A 13,660-nucleotide genomic window follows, 5' to 3' on the forward strand; every position below is an offset into this window, starting at 1 on the left:
GTACTTTATTATAATTCTCTGACTCCTGATAATTTAGCTCGTTGTAAAACCAATTGGGCTCTTTCAATTATGGGAGCATCAACCATTTTACCGTTCAGAGATACTACTCCGGAACCTTTTTGTACTGCTTCGTCAGAAGCTTCAATTACTTTTTTTGCAAAATCCACTTCTTTTTGCGTTGGGGCATATAAGTTATGAAGAAGTTCAATTTGCCTTGGATTAACCAAAGATTTACCGTCGAATCCTAATTGTTTAATAAGTGCTGCTTCCTTTAAAAACGTTTCTTCATCGTTTGCATCTGAGAATACTGTATCAAATGCCATTATTCCCGCAGCTCTTGCAGCATGTAAAATGGTACTTCTAGCAAACAACAATTCTATTCCATCCGGAGATCTTTCTGTTTTTAAATCTTTTACATAATCTTCTGCACCTAATGCTATTCCTATAAGTCTTGGACTTGAAAAGGCAATTTCTTTTGCATTTAAAATTCCTAATGCAGATTCTACAGCTGCAAGCATTTTAGTACTTCCTACCTCTCTATTACAATCTTTTTCAATATCTTCTATTACTTTTTCCATATCCAACACATCTTGTGCAGAATCCGTTTTAGGCAAACGCACGACATCAGTTCCGGATCGTACTACTGCATTAAGATCGTCTACTCCAAAATCCGAATCTAAGGCATTAACGCGTACTACTTTTTCTATATCTTTATAAAAAGGATGTTGTAAAGCCTGAGACACCAACATTCTTGCACTGTCTTTTTCTCTTAGGGCTACGGAATCCTCCAGATCGAACATGACTGAATCCGGTTTGTATATAAAAGAGTTGCTTATCATTGCGGCATTTGACCCCGGAACAAACAACATACTTCTTCTTAATTTTATATTAGCTGTTTCCATTCTATTTTTTCGTTAGTTGATCGTGTTATTGCGGTAATCATTCTGGCTCTTAATACACAGTCTAAAGCACCTTTATCTTTAACTACAATTTTTGCTTTTTTTATTTTAAATTCTTCTAATGTGTCTTGTATTACTTTTTCAATTGCTTCTTTGAATTGTGCTCCCACTGAACTGCTGATTGTGATATCTATTTCTCCGCAAGGAGCAATCTGTATCATTGCATCGCTGGACTCCAGTGTTCCTACAACCGCTTCTTTTGTTATTTCCATTGTTGTTTATTTGTGTTATTATTTCTGTTTCGCAGATATTCATAGGTTACTTTAGGAACCAATTTTTTTATGTTCTCAACATCTCCTTTAAAATAAAGCTCTCTCACTCTGGATGCTGATATAGGAATATCCTGTAAAAGTTTACGTTCTTTAATTTCTACCGTTATTTTTGGATAATTTGAATCGTCTTTTTCCAACCAGTATTTCATGGCTTCGTTATATTGATTCGTTACTCCTGAGAATGGTTCACTTCCGACAAACCTATGTGTGATGCGCAAAGCCGGACCTATAAAACGTCTAAATATTTTCAAATCTAATTCTAAATAGCTTTTTTCCACAACATCTTCATCTTTAAGAAAATAAGTTGGAAATGTTGCTCGTGAAATGATATATCGGGAACCTTCATGCAAGGTTATATTTTTTATATGTTTCACCCCTTCTGCTACGAGATTAAATCTATCCCGGTAAGAAAAATAGGAAGCATCTTCTTTTACGATAAATACATGTACCCAATCACACTCTGAGGCCGATTTTTCAATCAAATATTGATGTCCTAGTGTAAATGGATTTGTATTTAATACAATGCTTCCTATTTTTTTTCCTTTTATATTTTTACTGTTTTCTTTTAATTTTTTACAATAATTTAGTAATCCGTTTTGTGTATTTTCCATTAAAACCACCAATCCTGGTACTGTTTCTATTTTGGTAAATCCACAGGCTTTAAACATCTTTTCATTTTCGGGTTTAGTATATAAAAATAATTCTGTGTAACCTAAGTCATATCCTATGTAGATAAGTTCTGTCATGAGTTTAAGTACTAATCCTTTCCCTCTTTCCTTTTTATCTATGGCTACACATTTTATAATACCACCTTCTGAAATTCCTCCGCAAGCAATTATGTCTTCATTTTTTTCAATTGTAATAAAGAATAGAATATCATGGCTTATTTCCAAATCATTTTTTTCCAAAAATTTTTTAATGTTTTTTATATTTCCGCCTTGTGGTTTTAGTTCTATTTTTCTAATTGTATAAGAATTATAATTGCTCATAACTTAAAATTTTATTCTATTTTAATATTCCTGAATTAACTAAAAACATCCACCAAAGAATACCTATGGTACAATGTATAATTAAACTTCCATAGCCTACAACACTACCTACTTTCCACCATGATTTGGTATCGTTATAACCACAGGCCATTACGATAGGGGCAGCCGCTCCACCATAATGAGTTGTACATCCCCCATAAGCATTGGAGAATAAAATACCTATAGCTAATATATCATATGGTAATTTTAATGCTACTCCTAATAATCCGAATACTGAAACCATAGCGGCTACATAAGCGGCTCCAGATGCAAAAATATATCTGATTACCACGCTAATGGCTAAAACTATTACGATACCTACCATTCCTTCGCCGCCTTGCATGAATGGAGCTATAAATTCTAATTTTTCAGCTAATGTTTCTCCTAGCCATTTGAAAAAATCTACTTGAGTTAATACTCCGGAAAGACCTATAATTCCACCATACCAAACTAGTGTACTCCATCCTCCTTTGCTTTTCAGGATATCATCCCAACTAATAACATTGGTAATTAATAATATAGCCATTGCAGCAAGAGCTACAGATGCAGAATTAACTCCTGTCATTTTTCCAAAAATCCATCCTAATAGAGCAATAACAAACACTCCACATAATATCATTTCTTTTGTACTCATTGGGCCTAATTCTTCCAACCCATTTTTCGCAATAGTTTTATTGTCTACTTTTTTCATTTCGGGTGTACAAAACTTGTAAACAACTAGTGGTGTTAAAAACAAACATAACAATCCGGGAACCGAAGCGAACACCATCCACTGTACCCATGATAAATTAAACTCAGGATTTATCTTGTTTAAAAGTTCTAATGCTAATGCATTGGGAGCCATTGCTGTTAGAAATATATAACTGGTAGTTTTAGTTACCATATATACATTTAATAATAAATACTTTCCGGCTTTATCTGGTGATTTTTCGGGATCAGAGCCTAAGGCAGCAGCTACTCCATTAAATATCGGCGTGATTACTCCGCCTGCTCTTGCTGTATTGGAAGGCATTGCAGGAGAAAGTAATAATTCTAAAAAGACATTTACATATCCTAATTTTAAGGTACTACTACCTATCATCCCTATTAAATTATAGGCTATTCTTTTACCTAATCCGGTTATTACAAACGATACACTTAATGAAAAAGCAGAAAATACCAACCAAGTTGTTGTAGAAGCATATCCTCCTAATACTTTTTTCATTTCAATAAGCGATTTTGCCCCTTCTGGTAAACTTTTATTATAAATACCTATAAAAATTGCAGAAACAGCTATGGCTGCTAATAAAATTACGGGCTCTTTATAAGGCTTCATTACTAATCCGACAATTGCCGCTAAGTAGACACCGAATAATTTCCAAGCTATAGGCTGCAATCCTTCGGGATGAGGAGTTATACAAGTGATAACAACTATTAGTATTAAAACTCCAAGTTTTATAATTTTTGATTTGTCCATTTGTTGTGTTATTTATTTTAAATAGTTATATTTTAATTTCCATTGAAACGGCTAGGGTATTGGAGTGTAAGTCCTGCCCTCTATCACCGGCTTTTTTATAGACTTTGTAATTGAAGTTGGGTGAAATTTTAACACCTTTTGCGATAATGTATTCAAGTCCAAATATAAACATGTCTGTATGTCCTGTAAATGCCTTGTTATCTGCATTAAAAAAATCATATCCTGAATAATATGATTCCGGAAGACTTGTACTGTATACATCTGCTCTTCCAAATATTTTTATTTGTTTCGTAATTTTTCCATTAAGAAATAGTGAGTATCCGTATTTATCAACTTCAGCAGCTCCGTCATTAAATACTTTACTTAATTCTGCACCGGCAGATATTTTGGAATTTCTGTATCCTATAAGTGCTGTTGCATACATTCTGTCTTTTCTATGAAGGTTTTCACCTGTTTTAATATCAAATAGAGGTCTTATGATCATATTTTTAAATGGTGTTATAGTAGCTGCTACCACATACTGATACATATTATCTTTAGATATTTTCCTAAAACCTTCTCCTTTTAGAATTGCTGCATCTACAGATAAATATGGAGCTATTTTATAAACTCCTGTAATACCTATATCTGCACCTCTGGCTAAACCGTTTGCTATTGGAAAGCTTTTATTAATATATCTGTTTTCCCAATATTGTAAAGGAATAACCACATGGGGAGTAGCAAACATTCCTGCAGTGACAGATACTTTTTCTGTTTCATATTTTATATACACGTTTTTAAGTGCGGGTGTTTTTAAACTTTGAACGTTTTCTTTTCCTATTTGTGCTAATGTTCCTTCCGGAGTAGCATCAATCATAATCCTGGTAGATAGATTTTCAGTTATCTGATAATCGTAACCTAAATAACTTCTTGCAATATCAAAACCTTGTCTTCTGTCACTTTTATTTTCTAAACTGTTTGCATACCCCATAAAAATTCTCCCGAAAACTCTTCCTTTGGGTTTGAATTCAGTAGATTCTTTTTTTGTTTCTGATACAGAATTGTTGTTGAGTGAAGAAGTATTTTGAGCCTGAAGTATTTTCATTTGCTCTTGTAATTCTTTTATTTGTTGCTGTTGTTGTTCCATTTGTTTTTGATAGTTTATATGAATACTATCATTTTTTTGTGCTTTTATAAGGCTGATTGTAAAAGCAAAAACTATTAAAAAGATTTTTTTTTCCATACAGTGATTGTTTTAGCTATTTTCATGTGAGTAGTTGTAATTTTTTAGTTTTTTAAGTCTGTATAATAATCTGACATTGTACTAAAATCCAGATACTTATATATTTTTTTCTCATTTTCTGAAAGTACTTTTATGTGGGTCGTATACTCATCTATTGAAGGAAGTCTTCCTAATAGCGAACTAACAGCAGCTAATTCGGCAGAGGCCAGATATACTCTGGCATTAGTTCCTAATCTATTCGGGAAATTTCGTGTAGAAGTGGATATTACATTAGTTCCTTCTTTTACTCTGGCCTGATTTCCCATACATAAAGAACATCCGGGTATTTCAATTCTAGTCCCTGCTGAACAAAATGTATTATAAAGTCCCTCTTCTTTTAATTCTTTTTGATCCATTCGCGTAGGAGGGCTAATCCATAATTTGCTTTTCAGCTCTTTTTTACTTTGTTTTATTATTTCTGAGGCTGCTCTAAAATGCCCTATATTAGTCATACATGAACCAATAAATACTTCATCAATAGTTCCTTCATTTATTTCTGATAATAATCTGGCATCATCCGGATCGTTAGGAACACAAAGTATCGGCTCTTTTATTTCATTCATATCAATGGTAAGAATCGCTGCATATTCCGCATCTTTATCTGCTTTTAGTAATTTAGGTTTTGATAACCATTCTTCCATTTGCTGAATTCTCTTTTCTATAGTTTTAGAGCATTCATATCCTTCTGTAATCATCCATTTTAAGAGAGCTATATTAGATTCTATGTATTCTTTAACTTTATTTTCTCCTAATTCAATAGTACATGCTGCTGCTGAACGTTCTGCTGAAGCATCAGCCAATTCAAAAGCTTGTTCCATTGTTAAGTCAGAAAGTCCTTCTATTTCTAATATACGTCCAGAAAAAACATTCTTTTTCCCTTTTTTGTCTATAGTTAATAAACCTTCTTTAGTTGCATAGTAAGGTATTGCGTGTACTAAATCCCGTAAAGTAATTCCTTCTTGTCTTGTTCCTGTAAATCTGACCAATACAGATTCTGGCATATCTAAGGGTATTACTCCAGTTGCTGCTGCAAAAGCAACTAATCCTGATCCTCCGGGAAAAGATATTCCCATCGGAAATCTAGTATGTGAATCTCCACCCGTGCCTACAGTATCCGGAATAATCATTCTGTTTAGCCAGGAATGGATAATTCCATCTCCAGGTCTAAGCACTATTCCTTCTCTTTCTATAAAAAACTGGGGGAGTGTTTGTTGTAATTTTATATCTGCTAACTTAGGATAGGCTGCAGTGTGACAGAAAGATTGCATAACAAGATCTGCAGAAAATTTAAGGCAAGCCAGATCCTTTAATTCATCTCTGGTCATGGAACCTGTTGTATCCTGTGAACCTACGGAACTTATTTTAGGCTCGCAATATTCTCCTGGTCTAATTCCTGTTACTCCGCATGCTTTACCTACAATTTTTTGAGCTAAAGAATATCCTCTGTTTGAAGCTGGTATTTGTATATTTTTTCTAAATACATCATTTGCCGGAAGATTTAAAAATTCTCTAGCCTTAGCTGTAAGTTTTCTACCTATAATGAGAGATATTCTTCCTCCCGCTCTTACTTCATCAAATAATACCGGATTTTTTATTTCAAATTTTGTAATTAATTCATTTGTACTATGTTTTCTAATTTCTCCTGCATATGGATAAATATCTATTACATCTCCTGTATTAAGCTGAGAAACATCTACATCTTCAATAGGTAATGCTCCGGAATCTTCCATTGTATTAAAAAATATAGGTGCTATTTTTCCGGCTAACACTACTCCTCGTCTTCTTTTATTGGGTACAAAAGGGATATCTTCTCCTATATGCCATAAAACAGAATTGGTTGCTGATTTTCTTGAAGACCCTGTCCCCACTACATCTCCTACGAATACTAAAGGATATTCTTCTTCTTTAAGTTTATTTAGTAAAGAAACAGGCCCTATTTCACCTTCTTTATCCGGAACGTTGTCTGTACGAGACATTTTTAACATTGAAAGTGCATGAAGAGGAATATCTGATCTACACCAGGCTTCTTGCGCAGGAGACAAATCATCTGTATTGATTTCTCCTGAAACTTTAAATACTTTCATTGTCAACTTTTCAGAAACTTCTTTGTTGTGAGTAAACCATTCAGCATCTGCCCATTTTTGAATTACTTTCTGAGCGTAAAGATTTCCTTGTTGAGCTTTTTCTTTTATAGCTTCAAATCCGTCAAAAATCAAAAGAGTATGTGAAAGCTGTTTCACCGCCAATTCTGCCAATTCTTCTATATCTAAAGCTTCAATCAGTGGTTGTATATTATACCCCCCCTGCATACTGCCTAAAATTTCAACCGCTTTGAGTCGGGAAATTACAGGACTAGTAATTTGTCCTTTACTAATTTTATCCAAAAATTCTGCTTTAATTTTAGCGGCTTCATCAACTCCTGGCGGTACCCTATTAATTAAGAGATTTAAAAATTCTTCTTCTTGTTCTTTAGAAGGATTTTTTAGCAAATTAACCAACTCATTTGTATAAGATACATTTAATGGTAATGGAGGTATTCCTCTTGCCTCTCTTTCTGCTAAATGAGCATAATATTTTTCGTTCATACTTTCGATATATTTCAATACTCGACAAAATTATTACTTTTAAACCATTAAGTAAATAATATGAACAATGATTCATATCATATCAAAATTAACAAAAAAAAAGAGATAAACTAAAGATTTCTTTATACTTAATATAAATTATTAATTTATACAATTCCTATGAATTATTTAATTAAAAAATTCTACAATTAATAAAACAAGTATATTTAACACTAACTAAACACTTTATAATAAGAAAGTTACTTACAATCTTCTGGTTTAGTTATAATTTTTAAGAAGGTTACTATTCATTCTTTCGATATATTTCAATGCTCAACAAAAGTATTACGTTTTAATCAATTTAGATACATCATAAGAAATGATACATATCATATCATTGTAAATAAAAAAATGGGATAAATAAAATATTTTCTTCTAAGAAAATTGAAGTTTTGATTTAAGCTGTTAAATAAATAATTTTCAATACTTAATACGAATTTGGATTAGGTATATTATAGTTTTCTCAAAGACTTTTGAATTGATGTATAAATAGCCATGATACGGATTTGTTAAATTATAAAATATTGATTCGTTAAACCGACAACTATTTTAATATATAATATTTTATTACGATTAATTGTAAACTACACAATTCATTATATAAAAATTCACATCTATGTAACTTACCTCTATAGTCCTGATATTTTATATAAATTATATGAATGAATATTTTTTAAAGCATTATCGTATGTGTCTAAACTTTGATTTATCTGATGTATACATAGACCGGAAAAGAGTTAGTGTGCTATTTTATATATGTATCCAACAAATTATTTATCCCTATTTTTATTTACGTTTTTAAATAATGATTTACATAATGTATAAATTAGTTAAAAATTTGTATTAATTTTGAATTATGGATTGGTTTGCAGAATGGTTTAATACTCCCTATTATCATATTTTATATAAAAACCGCGATGACAGGGAGGCTCAGGAATTTATTTCCTATCTACTAAAATATTTATCTATTTCTACAGATAAAAAGATATTAGATCTGGCTTGTGGAAAAGGAAGGCATAGTATTTTCCTTAACAAGCTGGGATATGATGTTACTGGAGTTGATTTAGCTTCTCAAAGCATAAAAGAGGCTAAACTATTTGAAAACGATCGTTTAAAATTTCATGTGGGAGATATGAGAAATCCTAATTTTCCCAATTCCTTTTCAGTTGTATTCAATTTATTTACCAGCTTTGGATATTTCAGTGATGAAGAAGACAATTACAGAGTTTATAAATCTGTATATGAACAAATAAGAGAAAATGGAATCTTTGTCATGGATTTTATGAACGCTTCTCTTGTGGAGAATGATTTAATTCCGAAGGAAGATAAAATAGTGGATGGTATTACATTTCACCTTGAAAGAAAAGTTGAAAATGATTTTGTTATAAAAGATATTACCTTTTCTGACCAAGGTAAGGATTATCATTATCAGGAACGTGTGAAAGGTTTTAAATTAAATTATTTTAAAAAACTGGGTGAAAAAGTAGGTTTTACACTTACGGATGTATTTGGAGATTACCAACTCAATGAATTTAATGAATCTAAATCGCCAAGACTAATTTTAATTTTTAAGAAATAGATGGATTATGCTATCTTAATTTTAGCGGTAGTACTAGGTGCTGCCATTGCTTACTATTTTCAAAATAATGCAAAGTTCAGTAAAAATTTACTTATGTTTAGTGCCGGTTTGTTACTGGCAATTACAGTTTTGGACATGTTTCCTTCTTTATACTATAACGGAGGAGCACATGCCGGTCTTTGGATCATAGTAGGGGTTGGATTACAACTTATTCTTGAAGGTCTGTCTAAAGGAATTGAACATGGACATCTTCATCATCATAAAAGCAGTCATAACGGAAACAACATTATTCCACTTAGTGTTATGCTTGGTCTTTTTATTCATTCTTTTTTAGAAGGTACTCCTATTATTGATGCACAATCCGGAATACATTTACACGGAGGACATTCGCATCATCATTCTCACTCTAATATTTTATGGGCATTAAGCATTCACAAAGTATCTGAATCAATTGTACTGGCTACTTTTCTTTTTTCTCTCAACATTAAAAGAATTTATCAGTTTCTTATACTTGTGTTTTTTGCCATTTCTGCTCCCATTGGTGCTTTCGTCGGTTCTTTTTTAAATCCTTCCTGGTATCCAAATGTTTTAGGAATTGTTGCAGGGATTTTCCTTCATATTTCTTCAGTTATTATTTTTGAAAGCAATGAAAAACATAATCTAAACTGGCAAAAACTTGTTTTGGTTTTCAGCGGTATGATTTTAGGTATAATTATTTCTCTTATATAAATAAAAAAAACTTCCCTAAAATTTTAGGGAAGTTTTTATAATATTATATAGAAATATTTAAATATCTTGAATAACCCGATATTATTTAATTTACCGGAATGTCTTTATTTACGTTTTTACTACCTATTAATGCATAATAAAGTATAAAAGCAAATTCTAATATAATTAACCAGTAGCTAGACAAGAAGCCTGAATTATCAACTATATATCCTTGAATAAGTGGCAAAATACCTCCACCGCACACCATCATCATAAAAATACCTGATGCTGCAGAAGTATATTTACCTAATCCTTCAACTGCCAGGTTGAAAATTCCTCCCCACATAACTGAAGTACATAAACCACATAATACAAAGAACATGATAGTTATCGGTAATTGTGCTAACCCAAATGATATATCTGATTTAAACACAGGCATACTTACTGTTATTGAACTGGGGCTGACTATAGCTAAAAGTATAAATACAAGCCCTAATAAAGCTGTAAATGAAAGCATGGTCTTACTTGAAATTTTAGTTCCAAGAGAAGCTCCCACCAAACGGCCTATTAACATTAAAAACCAATACGTACCTATTACTGTTCCTGCTACAGTCGTATCTATTCCTAACCCTCCGTTATCTACAGAAGAAGTCATATATAAATTTGCTGTATTAGGAATCCCTACTTCTATACCTACATAAATAAAGATAGCTACTGCTCCCAGACAAAAATGTCTGAAAGAAAAAGCACTATATTTTCCAGTATTTTTTTCTGATTTGCCTAAAAAAGGCTCAGGAATCGATACTAAAGTCAAAACAATAAAAGCTAATGCAAAAATACCCATAGCCAGAAATAACGCAGGATTAGCATCTTTTATAGTTTGTTGTGCAGCATTTCCGATTAAATACCCTACTAAAACAGGAACTATGGTAGCTCCAAAAGAATTAATAGTTCCTCCGAATTGTAAAAGTATATTTCCTTTTTTTCCACCGCCTCCTAATGTGTTTAACATAGGGTTAACCACTGCATTTAACATACACATGGAAAATCCGGATATGAAAGCACCGGTTAAATATACTTCAAAACTTTCCAGACTACCTGATAAATATTGAATACCTACTCCAACAAACCCTACTACGATAGCTAGTAAAGCTGTCTTTTTATAACCTATCTTTTGAAGAAGAAGCCCAGAGGGAATTCCCATAAAAGCATAAGCAATAAAATTGGCTGCGTTTCCCAGTTGAGACTGAAAATTACTTGCCCCAAACTGATTTTTTATAATTACCCCCATTGGGTTTTGCAAACCTGTTACGAATGAAATCATAAAAAACAGGGCAAACATCATTATTATGGGTAAAACATAACTTTTGTTGTTCATATAACCTTATAATTTAAATTGTTTAATTTTCTTTTATTAAAAATTATATTTAAGGCCAAATTCAACTGTAAACGGTCGAATGTAAGTACCGGATAAAATAGTTCCTTCTTTTTGTTTTGCTTGTTCCGCTGTTAAAAGTAAATCTGCATCTCCCATATCTCCCTGTGCTCCTTTCTGATTCAACAAATTAATAATTGTTGAAGACAAACTTAAATGCTTGTTGATTTTATATTCCAAACCTGCAAACGTTTCCCAACGACTAGCAAAATAAACTGTGTTAGGTCTGTTTGCATATTGTTTACTGAAATATCTTGCACTTGCCCAAACTCTTAAATCTTTCCAAACATAACTAGGATCTATTTCAATTAATACTCTTGAAATACCTGTAACATACTTATCCGTAAAATCGTATTTTGCTACAGAACCATCGTTAAAGCCAACTTGACCTACGAAATTTTTATATTTCGGGTCTTGCAAAGTTAGTAAAAAATGTAATTCAAAATTTTTAAAAGGTTTAGATATTATATCAGTAGTCCAACCAATTGTTTCTATATCATATTTAGTAGTCTCTCTTTTTACTTCGCCCGGATTGTTTGGGTTAGAGAAGTTAACTGTTGAACGATACTCATCTCTTGTGATGTAGGTAGCTTTAGATACTACACTAATTATAGGGTGGTTATAAAATACTCCGAAACCAGCACTAGGTATTTTAGATTTTTTAATTTTAGGATCTACCCCAATGTTATAATTTTCTAAATGTCCCGCTTGTTCTATATAATTTAAATCTCCTAATAAACCAAATTTCTCGTTTACTTTGTAGATTGCATTAACCATATAGGATTGGTTAAACCAATCTTTGTCAATTTTAGTCTTAGGTCCTGTTAAAGTTTGTAATCCCAGATTTCTGTCCTGATAATCCCCTCTTAACGTCTGATATTCTAAACGAGCACCTACATTAACTTCAAAAGATTTGGATACAGTCCATTTGTCTAAAGCAAAGAAAGCAAATTTATTTTCTCTACCGTTATGATATTCTAAACCTCCATTTAGGTTAAAGTCACCATTAACGTTAGCTCCTGATCCAGCTTTTATTAACTTTCTAGGGTTTGGCGCAACTTCCTGAAAATACATGGCTGATTCTGTTGCATATTTGTCTATATCATAAAACCATTCGTTTACTCCAACTTTCCAATCATGAGTACCCCAGCTTGATTCGGATTTTTTACCTAATTCTATGGTTCCTGTTAATGACTGAATCGGAGTTCTTTTAGTTGCTAAAATTAAAACTCCCTGAGCATTGGATCCGGTGTAAGCCTCCCCTGTATCAGCATATACGAATTCACCAGCTGCAGCTTTTGAAATACCTGCCATAATTGGAATATAGGTACCTACTTTCGCAGAATGGTATCGTACTATATAATTTAAATTTAGTCCATTATCAAAATTGTTTTTACCGATAACGTCTATTGTATTTGATTGAGAACCGTAATCATTTAATACATCTCTTTGTACCAAGTCTCCGCTAAATGCATCCATTAAAGTAACTTTCCCGGATCTTTCATAGTATGATTTTCTACCTATTTTAAATCCTGGAACTTCACTTACCTCTCCATTTTTACCGTATATAAAAGGGCTGTATTTTTGACCAATTCCTTTTACATTTGCATATTTATATAGAGCAGTAATGGATCCTGTACCTCCGGTAAATTTATAATCCTGTGTTAAGGCTAATTTATAAATCTGAGCCTGATCTGAATAATACGTGTTAAGACCTTTTGCGTTAAAAGTTCCCGGGTCCATACTTACATAAGCTCCTGCAGAATACTTTAATCCTTTTTTATTAATAGGACCACTTACATTAGCACTCCCTCTTAATAAACCATAATGATTAGACTCCAGATTTAATTTCCCCTGAAAATCATCGGTTCCAAGATTATCATAAGAACTTAAAGAGAAACCAACATCTCCGATATTAATTGCAGTTTGACCTAAATCATATAAAGAATATTTATTTAGCATGGCATCCCCTCTCCATGTTTTTGTAGGAACTTCCGGCCAGAAGAAATATACTACCGGCAAACCGTTTTCCAATACAGTGGTTCCTCCAACGGATGCAGGAAGACCAATATTTACATCACGAGGTCCGGTATTGTTAGCTGCATTCAACATAACTTTACTATCACCTTTCTGTTCTGCGCTTGTTTTTATTGTATCTGATTTTTGCTTTACCTGAGCAGTAAGGCTGGCACCCCCTAATAGGGCTAACGAACCCACCGTTAGTATTTTAATTTTGTTTAACTTTTTCCGATTTTTTTTCATTGTGATTTTAATTTGTAGTTATTTTGTAAAATATTTTTATTGTATTTTGTATTTATAATGGAGTAACTTAATGAAT

At 32.4% G+C, this 13,660-nt stretch carries 10 protein-coding genes; 2 read left to right on the forward strand and 8 right to left on the reverse strand.

The features are described from left to right. Positions 1 to 8 precede the first annotated feature (8 nt). The 6 genes from citE to EOV51_RS14090 are packed head-to-tail and all read right to left on the reverse strand — an operon-like array spanning position 9 to position 7,561. Complete coding sequence (gene citE / locus EOV51_RS14065; RefSeq protein ID WP_221410471.1) at positions 9 to 902, reverse strand: citrate (pro-3S)-lyase subunit beta; 894 nt, start codon at positions 900 to 902, stop codon at positions 9 to 11. Further along, positions 884 to 1,171 (reverse strand): citrate lyase acyl carrier protein, encoded by a 288-nt coding sequence (gene citD / locus EOV51_RS14070; protein ID WP_128153162.1) that lies wholly within the window; start codon positions 1,169 to 1,171, stop codon positions 884 to 886. Before citD ends, citE begins: the two co-directional genes overlap by 19 nt. After that, the gene (citC, locus tag EOV51_RS14075; protein WP_128153163.1) at positions 1,162 to 2,220 is read right to left on the reverse strand and encodes a [citrate (pro-3S)-lyase] ligase; all 1,059 of its coding nucleotides are present in this window, start codon (positions 2,218 to 2,220) and stop codon (positions 1,162 to 1,164) included. Before citC ends, citD begins: the two co-directional genes overlap by 10 nt. Before the next feature lie 16 nt (positions 2,221 to 2,236). After that, the gene (locus tag EOV51_RS14080) at positions 2,237 to 3,715 is read right to left on the reverse strand and encodes an anion permease (protein WP_128153164.1); all 1,479 of its coding nucleotides are present in this window, start codon (positions 3,713 to 3,715) and stop codon (positions 2,237 to 2,239) included. Positions 3,716 to 3,740: 25 nt separating this feature from the next. Continuing rightward, entirely contained in the window at positions 3,741 to 4,937 is a 1,197-nt protein-coding gene (locus EOV51_RS14085) for a hypothetical protein (protein WP_128153165.1), read from the reverse strand. Positions 4,938 to 4,981: 44 nt separating this feature from the next. Continuing rightward, a complete protein-coding gene (locus EOV51_RS14090; RefSeq protein ID WP_128153166.1) occupies positions 4,982 to 7,561 on the reverse strand; it encodes a bifunctional aconitate hydratase 2/2-methylisocitrate dehydratase in 2,580 nt (859 codons plus the stop codon). Positions 7,562 to 8,456: 895 nt separating this feature from the next. Between EOV51_RS14090 and EOV51_RS14095 the strand changes: the two genes are divergently transcribed. Together EOV51_RS14095 and EOV51_RS14100 are read left to right on the forward strand one after the other, a co-directional pair. Continuing rightward, the gene (locus tag EOV51_RS14095; RefSeq protein ID WP_128153167.1) at positions 8,457 to 9,179 is read left to right on the forward strand and encodes a class I SAM-dependent methyltransferase; all 723 of its coding nucleotides are present in this window, start codon (positions 8,457 to 8,459) and stop codon (positions 9,177 to 9,179) included. Beyond that, positions 9,180 to 9,908, forward strand: coding sequence for a ZIP family metal transporter (locus tag EOV51_RS14100; RefSeq protein ID WP_128153168.1), 729 nt, complete (start codon positions 9,180 to 9,182; stop codon positions 9,906 to 9,908). A gap of 85 nt (positions 9,909 to 9,993) precedes the next feature. Here EOV51_RS14100 and EOV51_RS14105 read toward each other — a convergent pair whose 3' ends face one another. Together EOV51_RS14105 and EOV51_RS14110 are read right to left on the reverse strand one after the other, a co-directional pair. Then, positions 9,994 to 11,265, reverse strand: coding sequence for an MFS transporter (locus tag EOV51_RS14105; RefSeq protein ID WP_128153169.1), 1,272 nt, complete (start codon positions 11,263 to 11,265; stop codon positions 9,994 to 9,996). A 36-nt stretch (positions 11,266 to 11,301) separates the two neighbouring features. Beyond that, positions 11,302 to 13,584, reverse strand: coding sequence for a porin family protein (locus EOV51_RS14110; protein WP_228427644.1), 2,283 nt, complete (start codon positions 13,582 to 13,584; stop codon positions 11,302 to 11,304). Positions 13,585 to 13,660: the final 76 nt, after the last annotated feature.

This window comes from Apibacter raozihei (assembly GCF_004014855.1).
Lineage (GTDB): Bacteria > Bacteroidota > Bacteroidia > Flavobacteriales > Weeksellaceae > Apibacter > Apibacter raozihei.

Bases quoted from the DNA above. Each gene is read 5' to 3' on its own strand.
- citE (WP_221410471.1), bottom strand. From the start codon at position 902: ATGGAAACAGCTAATATAAAATTAAGAAGAAGTATGTTGTTTGTTCCG.
- citD (WP_128153162.1), bottom strand. From the start codon at position 1,171: ATGGAAATAACAAAAGAAGCGGTTGTAGGAACACTGGAGTCCAGCGAT.
- citC (WP_128153163.1), bottom strand. From the start codon at position 2,220: ATGAGCAATTATAATTCTTATACAATTAGAAAAATAGAACTAAAACCA.
- EOV51_RS14080 (WP_128153164.1), bottom strand. From the start codon at position 3,715: ATGGACAAATCAAAAATTATAAAACTTGGAGTTTTAATACTAATAGTT.
- EOV51_RS14085 (WP_128153165.1), bottom strand. From the start codon at position 4,937: ATGGAAAAAAAAATCTTTTTAATAGTTTTTGCTTTTACAATCAGCCTT.
- EOV51_RS14090 (WP_128153166.1), bottom strand. From the start codon at position 7,561: ATGAACGAAAAATATTATGCTCATTTAGCAGAAAGAGAGGCAAGAGGA.
- EOV51_RS14095 (WP_128153167.1), top strand. From the start codon at position 8,457: ATGGATTGGTTTGCAGAATGGTTTAATACTCCCTATTATCATATTTTA.
- EOV51_RS14100 (WP_128153168.1), top strand. From the start codon at position 9,180: ATGGATTATGCTATCTTAATTTTAGCGGTAGTACTAGGTGCTGCCATT.
- EOV51_RS14105 (WP_128153169.1), bottom strand. From the start codon at position 11,265: ATGAACAACAAAAGTTATGTTTTACCCATAATAATGATGTTTGCCCTG.
- EOV51_RS14110 (WP_228427644.1), bottom strand. From the start codon at position 13,584: ATGAAAAAAAATCGGAAAAAGTTAAACAAAATTAAAATACTAACGGTG.